General features: G+C 73.4%; 14 protein-coding genes. 2 read left to right on the top strand and 12 right to left on the bottom strand.

The genetic code is table 11. The features are described 5' to 3' along the window. Positions 1-28 precede the first annotated feature (28 nt). From EIO00_RS17240 to EIO00_RS17210, 8 genes are all read right to left on the bottom strand, one after another. A complete protein-coding gene (locus EIO00_RS17240; protein WP_140180206.1) occupies positions 29-865 on the bottom strand; it encodes a helix-turn-helix transcriptional regulator in 837 nt (278 codons plus the stop codon). A 24-nt stretch (positions 866-889) separates the two neighbouring features. Further along, positions 890-1,357 (bottom strand): SixA phosphatase family protein, encoded by a 468-nt coding sequence (locus EIO00_RS17235; protein ID WP_140180204.1) that lies wholly within the window; start codon positions 1,355-1,357, stop codon positions 890-892. 59 nt (positions 1,358-1,416) lie between these two features. Then, a complete protein-coding gene (locus EIO00_RS24250; protein ID WP_161602746.1) occupies positions 1,417-1,557 on the bottom strand; it encodes a hypothetical protein in 141 nt (46 codons plus the stop codon). Positions 1,558-1,629: 72 nt separating this feature from the next. After that, on the bottom strand, positions 1,630-2,421 hold the full coding sequence (locus tag EIO00_RS17230) for an SAM-dependent methyltransferase (RefSeq protein ID WP_140180202.1): 792 nt from the start codon (positions 2,419-2,421) through the stop codon (positions 1,630-1,632). A gap of 348 nt (positions 2,422-2,769) precedes the next feature. Next, on the bottom strand, positions 2,770-5,217 hold the full coding sequence (locus tag EIO00_RS17225) for a sodium-translocating pyrophosphatase (RefSeq protein WP_140180200.1): 2,448 nt from the start codon (positions 5,215-5,217) through the stop codon (positions 2,770-2,772). A 521-nt stretch (positions 5,218-5,738) separates the two neighbouring features. Next, complete coding sequence (locus EIO00_RS17220; protein ID WP_140180198.1) at positions 5,739-6,161, bottom strand: phosphoribosyl-AMP cyclohydrolase; 423 nt, start codon at positions 6,159-6,161, stop codon at positions 5,739-5,741. A 1,430-nt stretch (positions 6,162-7,591) separates the two neighbouring features. After that, a complete protein-coding gene (locus tag EIO00_RS17215) occupies positions 7,592-8,062 on the bottom strand; it encodes an ATP-binding protein (protein WP_140180196.1) in 471 nt (156 codons plus the stop codon). Between the two features lie 25 nt (positions 8,063-8,087). After that, positions 8,088-8,441, bottom strand: a complete 354-nt coding sequence (locus EIO00_RS17210) for an STAS domain-containing protein (protein ID WP_140180194.1) — start codon at positions 8,439-8,441, stop codon at positions 8,088-8,090. A gap of 366 nt (positions 8,442-8,807) precedes the next feature. Here EIO00_RS17210 and EIO00_RS17205 point away from each other — a divergent pair, with 366 nt between their 5' ends. After that, complete coding sequence (locus tag EIO00_RS17205) at positions 8,808-11,183, top strand: DEAD/DEAH box helicase (RefSeq protein WP_338325938.1); 2,376 nt, start codon at positions 8,808-8,810, stop codon at positions 11,181-11,183. Positions 11,184-11,304: 121 nt separating this feature from the next. Here EIO00_RS17205 and EIO00_RS17200 read toward each other — a convergent pair whose 3' ends face one another. The 4 genes from EIO00_RS17200 to EIO00_RS17185 all read right to left on the bottom strand — a co-directional run bounded on the left by EIO00_RS17200 (position 11,305) and on the right by EIO00_RS17185 (position 14,411). Further along, positions 11,305-12,732 (bottom strand): fibronectin type III domain-containing protein, encoded by a 1,428-nt coding sequence (locus EIO00_RS17200; RefSeq protein WP_140180191.1) that lies wholly within the window; start codon positions 12,730-12,732, stop codon positions 11,305-11,307. Between the two features lie 240 nt (positions 12,733-12,972). After that, entirely contained in the window at positions 12,973-13,389 is a 417-nt protein-coding gene (locus EIO00_RS17195) for an Rv3654c family TadE-like protein (RefSeq protein ID WP_161602745.1), read from the bottom strand. Between the two features lie 299 nt (positions 13,390-13,688). Then, positions 13,689-14,009 carry a TadE family type IV pilus minor pilin gene (locus tag EIO00_RS25315; protein WP_241661424.1) on the bottom strand — a complete coding sequence of 107 codons (321 nt, stop codon included), beginning with the start codon at positions 14,007-14,009 and terminating at the stop codon, positions 13,689-13,691. Between the two features lie 207 nt (positions 14,010-14,216). Next, complete coding sequence (locus EIO00_RS17185) at positions 14,217-14,411, bottom strand: DUF4244 domain-containing protein (RefSeq protein WP_140180185.1); 195 nt, start codon at positions 14,409-14,411, stop codon at positions 14,217-14,219. A gap of 685 nt (positions 14,412-15,096) precedes the next feature. Here EIO00_RS17185 and EIO00_RS17180 point away from each other — a divergent pair. After that, a complete protein-coding gene (locus EIO00_RS17180; RefSeq protein ID WP_140180183.1) occupies positions 15,097-16,119 on the top strand; it encodes an alpha/beta hydrolase in 1,023 nt (340 codons plus the stop codon). The last annotated feature ends 328 nt before the right edge of the window (positions 16,120-16,447 follow it).

Below are 16,447 nucleotides of genomic sequence, written 5' to 3'. Positions count from 1 at the left end.
GCCCGGCCTCGTCACCAGAGCGCGCCGATCATGGGTGCGACACCACCACCCTGCCCGGCGGGCCCGCCAGCCGGTGCAGCTTCTCGGCCGTTCCCGTGCCCGGCCGCGGATTGTGCAGCACCAGCCGGTGCCCGGGGTGGTCCGGCAGCGGCAGCCCGGTGTACTCCAGCACCAGCAGGCCCTCCCGCGGATGCTCGATCGCCTTCACCCCCTGGGTGGAGTGGGCCACCTCGTGCCGCCGCCACAGCTCGGCGAACTCCGCGCTGGCCTCACGCAGCTCGGCGGCGATGCGCGCGAACTCCGGGTCGCCGGGATGACGGGCCGCGTCCGCGCGGAACTGGGCGACGATCCCCGGGGCCGCCGCCTCCCAGTGCGCGAAGGAGGCGCGGTAGGCGGGGCTGGTGAAGAACGCCACCAGGCAGTTGCGGTCCTCGTCGGTGAGGGCGAACACCTCCCGCGCCGTCTCGTTCAGCGCCGCGATCCCCCAGTGCCGGTCCAGCACGTACGCCGGACGCGGCGACCAGGCGTCCAGCAGCCGCTGCAGTTCGGCCCGGAGCGGCTCGCCCCGGTCGGCCTCCGGGAGCGGCGGATTGCAGCCCGCCAGCAGGTACAGGTGGGCGCGCTCGTGGCGGTTCAGCCGCAGCGCCCGCGCCACCGCGTCCAGGACCTGCGGCGACACCGTGATGTCGCGCCCCTGCTCCAGCCAGGTGTACCAGGACACCCCCACCCCGGCCAGCACGGCCACCTCCTCCCGGCGCAGACCGGGGGTGCGCCTGCGGCCGGTGTCGGGCAGTCCCACGTCCCGGGGGCTCAGCCGAGCCCGCCGGCTCCGCAGGAAATCACGCAGCTCCGTTCGGCGGCCCATGCCGCCAGGGTAGGCCGCGCCGGGTCAGCCCTTGGGGGTGCGATGGAGGACGAGGGTGCCGCTGCCGGGCCAGGCCCGCGCCCACGGACCGGGAAGCTCGATCACGGCCAGCGCACAGGTCGGGAACGACTCGGGGGCCTCGCTGGTGAGGGTGTGCACCAGCTCGTGCGTCGAGGGGTTGTGGCCGATCAGCAGGAGGCGTTCCACATCGTCGTCGACCGCCTGGATCAGCGACAGCAGGGCGTCGATGTGGTTGTCGTAGATCCCGGGCTCGAACTCCACCGGGGAGTCCAGTTCCAGGCCCTCCAGGGTCTCCCGGGTCCGCACCGCCGTGGAGCACAGCACCAGATCGGGCACCAGGTCGTTCTCGCGGAGCCAGGCGCCGGTGGCGGCGGCGTCGCGACGTCCGCGGTCCGCCAGCGGACGGTCGATGTCGGCCAGTCCGATACCCTCCACGGCCTTGGCGTGGCGCAACACGATCAGTGTGGGCATCCCCTCACTGTAGGGGCTGCGGGCGTCGGGCGCGGCCCGGGGAGCGGATCAGGGGCGGATCAGGGCGCGGCGATGGCGGCGATCACCCACAGGATGAGCATCACGGCGAACATCCCGCCGACGATCAGGGCGAATCCCTTCGCTCCGGACAGCGGAGCCTTCTCGCCGTTCATCCGCTCATCGTCTCCGTGCTGCGGCATCTGTCACCTCTCCCGACCTTCGGGAGGATTCCGTCGCCCCCAGCCTATGTCCCGGCGGGGACGGTCCGGCGCTCAGGGCCCGGCGGGCGCCGTCGTCTCCGCCACCAGATGGACGAAGGTGAACGTGCGGCCGGCGTCGGCCTCCAGCGTCTCCGCCTCCCGCCGGGACGCCTCCCGCACGGTCTCGTCGGCGGCGGCCTCGGCGCACACCTCGCACCAGGTCCGCCACAGCCGCCATCCCTCCTCCGGCTCCCAGGCCTCCAGCACCCGCACCTTGCCGGTCAGCTCCCAGTGCCGCCGCCACCAGGCGAGGGTGTGCAGCGACATGAACTCCCACTGCCACCACGGCCGCAGATGCCCGGGCACCCGTTCGATCTCCGCGCGCACCCCCGGGACGGTGACGCCGAGCATCCCGCCGGGCCGGATGAAGTCCGCCAGACATCCCGGGTAGAAGTCGTCGGTCCCGAAGTAGTGGTAGGCGTCCACGCTCACCACGGCGTCGAAGTAGCCGTGCGCGAACGGCAGCTCCCGGGCCTGGACCCGCAGCGGAACGACCCGGTCCGCGCATCCGGCCTCGGCGATCCGCCGCAGGTCGTCGGTGGGGTCGATCCACAGGTCGGCCGCCCACACCTGCACGCCGCACTCCCGGGCCAGGAACACCGACGTCATCGCCTTGCCGCAGCCCAGGTCCAGCACCCGCATCCCCGGCCGCAGCCCCATCCGGCCGATCAGCTCCTCCAGCGGCCACAGCGGGTTGGGGCCCATCACGTCCTCGATCATCCACCGCGGGTCGTAGGCCGCCGAACGCGGGAGGTGCGGGATCGTCAGGCGTTCCCGCAGGCGTTTCCCGTCGCCGTTCTCCATCCCTCTCCCTCGGTCCCTCTCCCTCTGCGCGCTCCCTCTGCGCGCTTTCGCCTCCCCTCGACGCCCGAGCCTTCCTCCGGGCCCGCCGCCCGACCAAGTCGTTTTCGGTGCGCGGCGGCCCTCCCCGTCCGCACGGCGCCCGAGACGGCCGAGGGACGACCGAGGGGCCGCCGATGAACCGCGACGGCACGGCGGACGGCGCGCGGGACGGGCGACCGGTGCGCCTCATCGGGTCTCCATGGGTCTCCCGTCGCCACGGCGCCGCCCCGGCCGGGGTGCAGGGCCGTGCGAACGGCGGAGGGCCCCTCCGCGCGGAGGGGCCCTCGCGTCGCGCTCTGTCGGGCTCTGTCAGGTGGACTTGCGTTCGGCGGCGTCGCCGGTCGCGGTCTCGGCGGCGGCCGGCTCGGCGGGCTCGGCCGGGGCGGCGCCGGCGGGCGCGCCCACGGCCGCCATCTCCGGGGCGTCGCCGCCGGTCGCGCCCGAGACGGTGTTCCCGTCGCCGAGGTCGGTGACCCGGCGCTTGGACCAGATGATGGCGCCGACCACGATGATCACCGCGGCGACGGTGACGCCGATCCGCAGCGGCACGTCGGCGGCGTAGGTGACGACGGCGTCCGCGATCAGCAGGGACACCAGGTTCATCACCTTGATCAGCGGGTTGATGGCCGGTCCCGCGGTGTCCTTGAACGGGTCGCCGACGGTGTCGCCGATGACGGTGGCCGCGTGGGCCTCGCCGCCCTTGCCGCCCAGGTGGCCCTCTTCGACCAGCTTCTTGGCGTTGTCCCAGGCGCCGCCGGAGTTGGCCAGGAACACCGCCATCAGCACGCCGGCCGCGATGGCGCCGCCCAGGAACGCGCCCAGCGGGGCGTATCCGAGCGCGAAGCCCACCGCGATCGGCGTCATGATCGCCAGCAGACCCGGGGTGGCCAGCTCGCGCTGGGAGTCCCGGGTGCAGATGTCGACCACCCGGTCGTAGTCGGGCTTGTCGGTGTAGTCCATGATCCCGGGCTTGGTGCGGAACTGGTCGCGGACCTCGATCACGACCCGTCCGGCGGCCCGGCTGACCGCCATGATCGCCAGGGCGGAGAACAGGAACACCACCGCGGCACCGACGATCAGCCCGATCAGCACGTTCGGGGAGTCCACCGACAGGCTGAAGTCGGCGTAGTCGCCGAGCGCGTCCCGGGCGCTCTGCGACGCCTCCCGCAGCGCCGTCTCCACCGTGGTCCGGTACGCGCCGAACAGCGCGGTGGCGGCCAGCACGGCGGTGGCGATGGCGATGCCCTTGGTGATGGCCTTGGTGGTGTTGCCGACGGCGTCCAGCCGCTCGAGCACCGCGGCGCCCTCGCCCTGCACGTCGCCGGACATCTCCGCGATGCCCTGCGCGTTGTCGGAGACCGGGCCGAAGGTGTCCATCGACACGATCACGCCGACCGTGGTGAGCAGCCCGGTTCCGGCCATCGCGACCGCGAACAGCGCGACCGTGGTGTTGCCGAAGCCCAGCAGGAACGCCCCGTACACGGCGGCGCCGATCACCAGCGCGGAGTAGACCGCCGACTCCAGGCCCAGCGAGATGCCCGACAGCACCACGGTGGCCGGGCCGGTGCGGGCGCTGTCGGTGACCTCCTTGACCGGCTTGCGGTTGGTCTCGGTGAAGTAGCCGGTGAGCAGCTGGATCGCGCTGGCCAGCACGATGCCGATGATCACCGCGCCGAGCGCCACGATCTGCGGGTTGGCGTCCAGGCCGGCGATCTCCGGATCGGTCACCCCGTCCAGCTCGGCGAACGAGGACGGCAGGTAGGCGAACGCGGCCACCGCCACCAGCAGCGCGGAGACGATCGCGGAGATGAAGAAGCCGCGGTTGATGGCGCTCATCCCGGAGCGGTCGCGGGACCGCGGCGCCACCGCGAAGATCCCGATGATCGCGGTGATCACGCCGATCATCGGCACCAGCAGCGGGAACACCAGCCCGTCGGCGCCGAAGGCGGCGGTGCCCAGGATCAGCGCCGCCACCAGCGTCACCGCGTAGGACTCGAACAGGTCGGCGGCCATCCCGGCGCAGTCGCCGACGTTGTCGCCGACGTTGTCGGCGATGGTGGCCGCGTTGCGCGGGTCGTCCTCGGGGATGCCCTGCTCGACCTTGCCGACCAGGTCGGCGCCCACGTCGGCGGCCTTGGTGAAGATCCCGCCGCCGACCCGCATGAACATGGCCAGCAGCGCGGCGCCGAAGCCGAAGCCCTCCAGCACGCCCGGCGCGCCGCCCTCGTAGGACAGCACGACCACGGCCGCGCCGAGCAGTCCCAGGCCCACGGTGAACATGCCGGCGACCCCGCCGGTGCGGAACGCGATCCGCATGGCCCTGCGTTCGGCGGCAAGGTCCCCGTCACGGGCCGCGGCGGCGACCCGCACATTGCCCCGCACGGCCAGCCACATCCCGACGAATCCGGTGATCGCCGAGAACAGCGCCCCGACCACGAAGAACACCGAGCGGCCGATCCGCACTCCGAGGTCGTCCGCGGGCAGCAGCAACAGCAGCAGCGGGATGATCACGACGAAGATCGCGACCGTGCGGAACTGGCGTCTCAGGTAGGCGCCCGCCCCTTCCTGGACCGCGCGGGCGATCTGTTGCATCTTCTGCGTGCCCTGGCCCGCGGACAGCACCTCGCGAACCAGCAGTCCGGCGACGACCAGTGCCAGCAGTGCGACCACGGCGACGACGGCGACCACGGTGAAGTCGCCGCCCTCCAGATCCAGGTTCGCACTGCCGGCCGGGCTTGACAGGGAAAGCCCAGACATCCGTCCTCCTCGACAGGGCGTTGCGTTGGAGATCGCCGATGGGGGCGATCTTTACCGCTTACCCCGCGGGGACAATTCGGACACCTCGCAGGGCACAGCGGGTGCCGGGAGTCTATGCATCCTCCACTCGAATGAGAAGCCTCATCAGTGGACTTTCCACAAGGCCGGAACGGCATACCAGCAAAATTTTCCCTGCACCCATCATCGCAGGTCAGAAGGCTGCTGTCGGAGGATCAACGCATCACGCGCATCATCTGTCACAATTTTCTCGCCGACACCGGCACCCATCCCCCGTCTCCGGGCCAACGGTAAACAGTTTTAACCACTCAGCCCAAATTTCAAGATCACCGAAAATCGCCCAGAAGACGGTCTCATATCGCACGGGACGATCCGCCGCCGACCCCCGGAAACCGGCATCCAGGAATGATCATTTCTCTCCGGAGAAAACGATCACCGGTGCCCGGCGCGCCCCGCCCGCCCCTCCCGTCCGCCCCCGCTCGCCGTCTCGAACGCGACCGCGTCTATGCGAAGGCGCCCGGCACGGGACGGAGCGCGCCGTCGTCCCCGATCGCCCGGTAGTAGCAGGTGCGACGCGACCGTCCCGAGGGCGTCCTGGTGTGGCACGCCCCGCCCGTCGTCGGCCGCACCAGGTAGAGCAGCGAGTTCTGCTCACAGTTGACGCGGACCTCGACCAGGGCCAGCGTGTCCCCCGACGTCGCCCCCTTGCGCCACAGCTCGTTGCGGGACGTGGACCACAGCACGGCGATGCCCTCCTCCAGCGACGCCTTCAGCGCCTCGTCGTTGGCGTATCCCACGAACAGGACCTCACCGCTGTCGGCGTCCTGCAGCACGACGGGCACCACCTGCGCCCCCGTCGCCGCGACCGCGGCCAGCTTGCCGAAGTCCAGCCTGAGCTCCAGCCCTTCCTCGAGCTCGCTGCTCATGTCCGCTCTCCCTTCTCCGTGCACGGCGCCCTGCAGGCGCCCATCGGCGTTCGTCACGCCCTCTCTATCCGATCGCACCGCCGCTCTCGGCCCCCTCCGGCCGCCCGCCGGGCGCTGACGGCCTCAGGGCCCGGCTTCCGACGGTCACGGCGGGCGCACCCCGCCGCTTCGCCGTGCGCCAGCGCTCACGGGGTCGGCCTTCGGCGCCCATGGCGCGGGTGCGGCGCCCCGCCCGCGGTCCCGGTGATCCCGGCCGCCCCGGTCCCTCGCTCCCCGAGTCCCGCCGGGCCGTCATGCGGACGTGCGGTCCCCAGGGCGCACCGGAGGCCGCCCCCGCGAGGCACACCGAAGACCGCCTCTGCAAGGACGGCAGGAAGCCGGACCGCCGCTCGTGCGGGCCGCCGCTCGCCATGCGGCTCCGGGGGAGGACCGTGCGGCGCCCCGCAGCGGGGCCGTGGAGCGCCCCGGCGGACCGGCGGACTTCCCCTTCGGGCCGCGCGGGGCGTCGCCTCCGCGCCATGGGCCGCCCTGGGTTCTGAACGCGCCCAGAGGAGCCTCAGCGCTCTCCCCGCTTCCGCCCGCGTCCCCGCCCGCGCCTGCTCGGTCGGCCCGCCATCGTCGTCCACAGGCCCTGAGCACGAGCCTCGGCCGACCTCCCACCCTCGCCATGCCCTCTCCGGCCGGCTCACAACCACCCCGGTCGGCTCACAACCACCGCCCACAGGTCTCACTCGCGACCGCCGCCCACAAGGTCTCCGGCGCAGATCTCCGCGGGCCTCTCGCCCGTCCGCGCCGACGACCACCGCCCGCAATCCCCCTGTGCGAGCCTCGGCGGCCCTTCGGCCCCGCCCCCGCCCTCACCGGTCACCGTCCACAGGTCTCGGGCGCGGACCTCGGCGGGCCTCTCGACTCCGCCCGCGCCCTCCTCCGGCCGGCCCCGCCGGCATGCCCTCCGCAGGCTCCACGCAGGGGCCTCGGCGGATCTCCCGTCTCCGCCCCTGCCTTCGGCCGTCCACCGGCCGGGCCGTATGGACGTCGGCGACGGCGGAGCGGATCGATGATCTTGAAATGGTGAGGGCCCTTGCGCGGGTGCGGAGCCATCACCCGCACCCACGCCGAAGAGGTCCCCCGATGGCCCACGCCGAGGCCGAGCCGAGGCCGCTCAAGGCCCGGCGCGGAAACCGCCGCACGGCCGTCGGGGCCGGCGACGCCGCGGCAGGCCCGCCGGCGGCGTGTCGCGGGTTCCGTTCGGAACGAAGACAAGCGAGGAGATGAGAACATCGCCGGACGGGCCGCACAGCACCAAACCCGTCCGGGATGTGGGGAACGGCCGGATGCGGCGCCCGGCCCCGCCTGCGCCCGCCGGCCGGGCGCAGATCGTCGCGGTGGCCGGGCCGTGGACGCCTCGCGGGCGACGGGCCCGACGATGATCAGGCGTCGCGCAGGGGCCAGCTCATACGGATCTGGACCCCCTTGGGGGTGGTGTCGATCTTGACGTCGTCGACGAGACCTTGGATCACCGCGAGCCCGAGTTCCGCCGCGTCGGCCAGGCCGAGGTCGGCGGGGCCTGCGGAAGGGTCGGAACCGTCCCGGCCCGGGGCCGACGCGGCGGACACCGGATCGATGTCCGCACCGCCCGCCGCGTCGTCACCGGGGACCGCATCGCTCACGACGACCTCGAAGCGGCGTCCGTCACCGCTCAACTCCAGCCGGACGGGCTCGTCGGGGCAATGCCGCTGATGGGCCTCCACCGCCCGCGAGCACGCCTCCGCGACCGCCAGCCGGACCTCGTCCAACAGCGTCTCGGGGACGCCGCTGCGCCGGGCCACGGCTGCGACGATCAGGCGCGCCGTCCGGACATGAACGGGGAGCGCGCTGAACGAGACCTCAACTGTCGCCATCTCGGGGGCCGTCTCGGTGCGTCGTCTACTTGGCGCTCTTGCGCTTCTCCTGGGCCTCCTCGATGGAGTCGTGAATGCCGAAGACCTTGGTCAGCCCGGTGATCCGGAAGATCTTCAAGATCCGCTCCTGGGTGCACACCAGTTCCAGCGAGCCGTCGTGGGCGCGCACCCGCTTGAGCCCGCCGACCAGGACGCCGAGCCCGGTCGAGTCCAGGAACTCGACCTTCTCCATGTCCACGAGGAGGTGAAACTTACCCTTGTTGACCAGATCGATCAGCTTCTCACGAAGCTTCGGCGCCGTGTAGACGTCGATCTCGCCTTCCACGCTGATGACGGTGAGGCCATCGTCGGTGGTGTAGTCGTTCACCTTCAGGTCCACAGATCCTCCAGCGCCGTGCCGCAGTGGTCCGGGGCAACGGAACCCCGCCGTGATTCAACCACGACCCGACGTCACTCATACACGATTCCGCCAGGTGACAGCCCTCCGCACAGGCCACCGCACGGATCGGCCTCCAGGGGCGCAGGCTCGGCCCATGCGGTGAGCCCGGCGCGAGGGGCGGGGGTTACCGCCGTCGCCGCCGGGACATATCTCCACCTCTTGCCCAGGATGTCAGACTGGAAACCTGTGGCCGCACAAAGTTCCCGATCTTCAGCCGCCGACCGGACGGACCACTCGTCGGCCACCAGCGGCGGCCCGCTGGACAGGCTGCTCGCCGACCCTCGGCGACGCGGCCGGGTGACTCATGTGCACACCGTTCCGGCGCGTCCGGGCGATCCCGCCGACTGGCCGTCGTGGGTTCCCGACCTGCTGGTCCGGCGGCTGGCCCTGGCCGGGATCGAGCGGCCCTGGCGGCATCAGGTCGAGGCCGCCGAGCACGCCCGCGCCGGCCGCTCGGTGATCGTCGCCACCGGCACCGCCTCGGGCAAGTCCCTGGCCTATCTGCTGCCCGCGCTCACCGCCGTCCTCGGCGAGGACGACGGGGAGGGCGCCCCCGGCACGGCGCCCGACGCACCGTCCGCCGCGATGGCCGGGTCGATAGCCGGGTCTGTGGCCGACGCGGTGCCCGGCGCCGCCGCGCGGCGTCGCCGGGGCGCGCGAGCGGGGGCCGCCCACGGCGGGAAGGGGACGGTGCTGTATCTGGCGCCGACCAAGGCGCTGGCGGCCGATCAGCTCCGTTCGCTGCGGTCCCTGAAGCTGGCCGCGGTGCGGGCGGCGACCTACGACGGGGACACGCCGCCCGATGAACGGAGCTGGGTGCGGCGGTACGCCGACTACGTGCTGACCAACCCCGACATGCTGCACCGGTCGATCCTGCCGGGGCACGCCCGCTGGGCGGCGTTCCTGCGCCGCCTCCGGTACGTGATCATCGACGAGGCGCACGGATATCGGGGCGTGTTCGGCTCGCACGTGGCCCAGATCATCCGGCGGCTGCGGCGGGTGTGCGCACGGTACGGATCCTCGCCGGTGTTCATCCTCGCCTCGGCCACGACCGCCGAGCCCGCCGTGACCGCCGGCCGGCTGACCGGGACGCCCGTGACGGCGGTGGCGGACGACGCCTCGCCGCGTGCCGCCGCCTCGTTCGCGCTGTGGGAGCCGCCGCTGACGGACCTGCGGGGCGAGCGAGGGGCGCCGGTGCGGCGCACCGCCACCGCCGAGGCCGCCGATCTGCTCGCCGATCTGGTGGCCCAGGACGTGCAGACGCTGGCGTTCGTGCGGTCCCGGCGCGGCGCCGAGTCGGTCGCGCTGAGCGCCCGCCGCGCACTGGAGGAGACCGATCCCGCGCTGGCCGAGCGGGTGGCGGCCTACCGCGCCGGATATCTGGCCGAGGATCGGCGGGCGCTGGAGGCGGCGCTGCGTTCGCGCGAGATCATCGGGCTGGCGTCGACGAACGCGCTGGAGCTGGGGGTGGACGTCTCCGGGCTGGACGCCGTGCTGGTGTGCGGCTGGCCGGGGACCCGGGCGTCGCTGTGGCAGCAGGCGGGACGGGCCGGACGGGCCGGCCAGGAGGCGCTGGCGGTGCTGGTGGCCCGCGACGATCCGCTCGACACCTATCTGGTGCACCATCCGGAGGCGATCTTCGGCACGCCCGTCGAGGCGACCGTGCTGGACCCCGACAACCCCTATGTGCTGGGTCCTCATCTGTGCGCGGCCGCCGCCGAGCTGCCGTTGACGGCGGAGGATCTGGAGCTGTTCGGCCCGGCCTCGGCCGAGGTGCTGGAGGATCTGGTGGGGCGCGGGATGCTGCGGCGGCGGGCGACCGGCTGGTACTGGACGCGGCGGGAGCGGGCCACGGACCTGGCCGACATCCGTGGGGCGGGCGGCCCGGCGATCCAGGTGGTGGAGGCCTCCACCGGGCGGCTGCTGGGCACGGTCGACGAGGCCTCCGCGCACACCACCGTTCATCAGGGGGCCGTCTATCTGCATCAGGGCGAGACGTTCCTGGTGCAGGAGCTGGACCTGGAGGAGGCGGTGGCGCTGGTGGAAGCCGCCGAGCCGGACTACTCCACCACCGCCCGGGACGTCACCGACATCCGCATCATCGAGACGCTGCGTTCGGCGTCCTGGGGGCGGGCCGCGTTGTGCTTCGGCACGGTCGAGGTCACCCGCCAGGTGGTGGCGTACCAGATGCGGCGGCTGCAGTCCGGCGAGATCCTGGGGGAGATGCCGCTCGACCTGCCGCCGCGCACCCTGCGCACCCGCGCGGTGTGGTGGACGCTGCCGGAGGACCGGCTGCGCGGCCTGGGCGGCGTGGACCTGCCGGGGGCCGCGCACGCCGCCGAGCACGCCTCGATCGGCCTGCTGCCGCTGTTCGCCACCTGTGACCGGTGGGACATCGGCGGGGTCTCCACGGCGCTGCATCCGGACACGGGGATGCTCACCGTGTTCGTGTACGACGGGCACGAGGGCGGCGCGGGCTTCGCCGAACGGGGGTATCGCGACGCGGCGACGTGGCTGCGCGCCACCCGTGAGGCGATCGCGGCATGCGAGTGCGAGTCGGGCTGCCCCTCGTGCATCCAGTCCCCCAAATGCGGGAACGGCAACGAGCCGCTGGACAAGCGGGGCGCCGTCCTGCTGCTGGAGGAGCTGCTCCGCGAAGCTCCGGGCGGCGCGGACCGATAGCGCCGCGCCGGCCCGCTCTTTCACACGGCCCGGGGCGCTCTCTCACACGGCCGGGGCCGCCTCCCGGCGGGGCAGAGCGCGCGAGGGCGTGCAGGGCGCTCAGGAGGCGCTCAGGAGGCGTTCAGGAGGAGCGGCGGCCCGGCGGGACGAAGCGGTACCCGGCGCCGCGGGAGACCGGGACGTCCCGCTCCGGGGCCTGTGGGGCCGCCTCGGCGCCGGTGCCGGTGTTCGGCCCGTTCGCCGGCGCCGTGGCCGGACGCGGGCCGGGGACGGAGGCGGCGGGCCTGGCGGGACGGGCGGGGGCGGCGGCCGTGCCGGTCTTGGCGTGCCGGCCGGTCCTGGCGCCGGGCCGCCGGGCGGAGGCCTCGGGCCGGGACTCGGGCGACTTCTTGGCGGAATTCCTGGTGGAGCGCGATCCGGTCGCGGCCTTGGCCATGGCCTCGGCTCGGGCGATGTGCTCCTGGGCCTTCTTGACCCGGTCCCGGCCGGACCCGCTGCGGGCGATCCTGGCCGCCATGCCGTGGCTGCTGACGCCCGCCTGGGCGACGCGCATGCGGCGGGTCCAGGTGCCCAGGTGCGCGGCGATCACCAGCAGGATCAGCGCCAGGGCGATGCTCTTGCCCCACTGCAGGCGGGCGAGGGCGTTCGGATCCGGGCCGCCGGCGTTCTGCCCGGCGACGACCGGCTCCGGATAGGCGAAGCCGGGGGTGGCCCCCTCGGGCTGCACGTTCGGCAGCGTGACCGGGGACTGCTCGTTGAACGGGGTCAGCGGGGTGCCGCCGCTCTCGGTGCCGGAGCCCGGGACGGGGGGCAGGTTGCCGACCGAGATGGCGCCTCCGCCCGTGTTGCCGCCGCCGGTGTTCCCGCCGCCGGTGGCGCCGCCCCCGGAGGCGGCGGGGCCGGCGAGCTGGACGGTGCGGGAGGTCGGGCTGGAGGTGATGGTGCCTCCGGTGCCGTTGGACCGGACGGCCCGGACGCTGACGGTCGCCGACCCGGTGCTCCCCGCGGGGATGGTGAACTTCTTGGTGCAGGTCGTCCCCGAGCAGAAGGTCGCGGTGGATCCGGACGCGGAGCCGTACTGACCCGCGCTCACCTTGTAGCCGGTGAGGTCGTCCTCCAGGCCGAGGTTCCAGCTGACGGTCAGGGTGTTGCCCGAGGCCTGCGCCGAGACGCCGGACGGCGCCGCCGGCGGGATGCGCACGGTGAAGGTGTTGGAGTCGTAGACGTGCTTGGTGAGGGAGCCCATCAGGCGGACGGTGTACTTGCCGTTCACGCCGATCGAGATGGGCGCCGAGAGGGTGCCCGACCCTCCGCCGCTGGTGAGGAACTGATCGCCGCCGCCGGGAACGGTGACGCGCAGCTGCATGCTGATCCCCGAGTACCGGGCCTGGGCGGTCACCTGGGCGCCGCTGGTGATCAGGGCGCCGTCCGCGGGGGCGGTGACCTGCCCCCATATCGCGCTCGCCGAGCCCGGACCGCCGGTCAGGATCACTCCCGTCGCAACGGGCGTCGCGATGAGCAGCGCACCGAGCCTGCGAATCATCGTCACGGCGGCAATCCCTTCGACAGCCGATCCCTTGTCGCCGCGGCGGTCCCGGGCGACGAGGTGATGACCTGTGGTCGCGCCGGTACCTATGCGCTTACAGCAGCGTAACGTACCGGCAGGTAATGAACATCACAGACAGGCGGCGTCAGCGTCGCCGATCAGGACGGACCCGGCCGGCATCCGCACTCGCCCCACATCTCCGATTCCAGCTATTGACGCGAAGTACAACGACTTTGCAGTGATCTAACTTACGCCCTCCGGACTCTGCGGACCAGCCCTCGCCCGGGAGACGAATCGTAACGATCCGAACGGCTCGGGCAGACGAACCGTCGTCGTCACCTCGACTTCGGCCACCATGCCGCGCACCGTGCAGGAGGAGAGCCGCACGCCCCAGCCGCGCGCCACCCGCGCGGCCCTCCGGCACGCCGGCCCGGGCCCCTCCACGGCCTGCGCGGCGGCCGCCAGCGCCGCCAGGTCGGCCGCGCCGTGGGCCCGATGCCGCGCCGCCCGCACCCCTCCGGCCGTCATGAACGTCACCCCGACCAGCCAGATCACCCCCATGAAGGCCAGGACCCACAGCGTCCCCGCCCCCTGATCCCCCCGCACCGCCCGCCCGCGCCGCATCCGGCGCAGGGTCCTCGTCGCGTCCGTGGGCGCCATCGGACGTCCTCGCCCGGCCGGCCGGTCGTCCCGTCGTCGGCGGATCCGCACGCCGACGCACGGCTCGCCGGTGCGGACGGCGTCCGGTCGGATCGCGGGCGCCGCGTGCGTTCCGTGCGCTGTTCCATCCATGGGGTCTCCGTTCGGGGCCGCGTTTCGGGGGTCGCGTCCAAGGCCTGCCGCCCGGCGAGGCGGCAGGGGGCGGTCGTCCGCCGTGACGCGGACCGGCGGACGACGCTCAAGGCCGTGCCCGGGTCGTGTCCGAGCCGTGTCCGGGTCGCGCGGGCGGCGGACCGGTCTCAGGAGGCGGCTCCCGGTTCGGTGGCCGACACGGCCTCGGCGCGCAGCACGACCGGGGGCAGGCCGGTCGGCACGGGGGCGTGGACTTCGGCGATGACCTCCACCCGGGTCACCGCGTCGTCGCGGGTCACCTGGACGGTCGCTCCGCCGGGGGCCGCGGCGGTCACCCTGCCGCGGACGGCCGTGAGCGGCTCGCCCCGGGCTGCGGCGCGGGCTCCGGCCCGGGCCGCGTCGGTGCACGACAGCTGGGCCGATGCGATCGACACCCCCCACATGGCCGCCACGGTGACGAGCACGAGGGCCGGCAGGGCGACCGACACCTCGACCGTGGCGAATCCGGCCTCTCCGGACGGCGGACCGGCGCGGACGAGGCCGCCGTCCGCTCGTCGGCGTCCGGTGCGGCGGACCGGGCGACGGCTCGGGCGGCGGCGCGGACGACGGCGGTGCGGGACGCTCCCGCCCGGCGAACGTCGCCGCCGCGGACCACCGGGCGCGGCCGGCGGGGCGGGCGAGGCGGGCATCTGCGCTCACCCGCCCATCCGCAGCGCCCCGCGGATGATCCCCATCAGCAGGCCGCGCACCTCCGCGCTGGTGACGACCTTGTACAGCAGTCCGCTGAACGCCACGGCGGCGAGCGTTCCCATCGCGTACTCCGCCGTGGACATGCCCAGGTCGCGGGTGGCGCGCCGCCACCGCCGGAGCATCGCTTCGATCGTCTTCATGCGTGGCTCCCTCCGTTGCGGGCCGCAGCGGCCCTGGGACCCACCCTGTGCCGTTCGCCGGGGCGAGGGAACGCCGGCGGCGTTCTGTGGAAAACCCTTCATCGCGGCCCCCGTCGCGAGGGCGGGGGCGAGGCGGATCGAAGGCGCCGCCCGCTCCGCGGGCCGTCCCGGACGGCCGGGCGGGTGCGCGACGGCGGATGCGCGGGCGGCAGGGGCGCAGGGCGGCGCCGGACGGCCGCGGGTGCGATGCGGCCGTCCGGCGGCGGGGACAGTGTCAGGGCGCCCGGCGCCGCGTTCTCCGTCCGGCCGCCGTGACGGGAGAACGAGCCTTCGGGGGTCGTTCACAGACGGGGCTCACAGGGCTCGGCCGTCCCGGACCGCACGCCGGCGCCGTGCCCGGCTCCCACGGGCGATCGCATGCGACGCACGCCCACCGGCGCTGAGCTGCGCGCCTCACGGAACGTCACAAATCGTCACAAAAAAGCCCTACTGAGCCGCTATTAGATTTGGTGTACTGTTGCCCCCCAACAATGTGATACCGGGAACGCCCCGAAACCGCCGTCCGCATGCGCCTCAGGCGTTCTGGGCCCGTTCCCGGCGAGCCGGACGGCGGTGCGAGGTCCTCCCGGGCGGCCCGTCCGCCGGGAGAACCGAACGAGGCCGGGGAACGGCAGCGGAGGATGACATGCCGGCACGATCGTGGCGACGTCTGACCCGTCGAGTGGGCGCGATCACCACTGCCGCCCTGATCGGTCCCCTTGCGGTCACCGCCGCCGTGCAGCCCGCGCACGCGGCGGCCTACAAGAGCGCCTCCAACGGCGCCACCGTGGCCGGAGTGACATGGCTGCAAAAAGGCACCATGTTCGACGTCACCGTCAACTCCAAGGCCCTGGGGACGCAGAAGAAGGTGCGGGTCCTGGTCCCCAAGACGTGGCGGCAGAACGCGACACGGACCTGGCCGGTGCTTTATGCGTTCCACGGGGGGAGGGACAACCACACCTCGTGGACCCGTTCCACCGACATCGAGGGCCTGGCCGCCAAGTACGACGTGATGGTGGTCATGCCGGCCGGGGACAACGGCTCCTACACCGACTGGTGGAACGGCGGCCGGGGCGGGATCCCCATGTGGGAGACCTTCCACATGGTCGAGGTCCGCGAGCTGATGGAGCGCAACTTCCGGGCCGGCGGCGCACGGGCCTGCATGGGGAACTCCTCCGGCGGCCAGGGATGCATCACCTACGCCGCCCGTTTCCCGAGGATGTTCCGGCACGCCGCCTCGTTCAGCGGACCGCTGTCGCTGCTCGCCCCGGGGATCCCGGCGATGCTGATGTACACGATGATGGGGTCGGGCTCCGACCCGTACGCCGTCTACGGCGACCCCGTCCTCGACCGGGCCAACTGGCGGGCGCACGACCCCACGTCGCTCGCCGAACGGCTGCGCGGCACCAAGCTGTACATCTCCAGCGCCACCACGGGCCGCCCGGGCCCGTTCGAGAACCCGGACATGGCCCCGTGGGACATCGGCCTGCTGAGCGAGATCGCCGTCGGTTACAGCAACCGGGTCTTCCTCAACCGGCTGCGCCAGCTGAACATCCCGGTGACCGCTCACATCTACGGCGACGGCCGGCACTCGTGGCCCTACTGGATCCGCGAGGTCAACACCGTCTGGCCCAGCCTGATGGCGTCCATCGGCGCCCGGCGGCTGTGAACGCCGGATGCGACGTCGGAACGCGCGTCCGGCCCGTGTCGACGCCTCCCGCGGCCGGTCCTGCTCCGGCCCACGCCATCTGAACGCCTGACGACGGGTCCTCCACGAGTGCGCCCGCCCCGGCCGGTCTCCGTGCCCGCCGGGGCGGGCGCACCGGGAACACCCGGCGGCGTCGAGCGGGCATCGCCCCGGCGAGGTCCCGACCCGGCGCAGACGCCCCCGTCGACCTCCGCGCCCCGCCCCGGGTCCGCCGGCCCGAGCCGGTCCGGCGCGTCGGGGGCCGTCACGGCCGCCGGCCCGACGCCCCGGGGGCCGGACCGGCGTCCTC

Source organism: Thermomonospora catenispora (genome assembly GCF_006363815.1).
Lineage (GTDB): Bacteria > Actinomycetota > Actinomycetes > Streptosporangiales > Streptosporangiaceae > Thermomonospora > Thermomonospora catenispora.
This window is presented reverse-complemented; position numbering and strand designations above follow the sequence as displayed.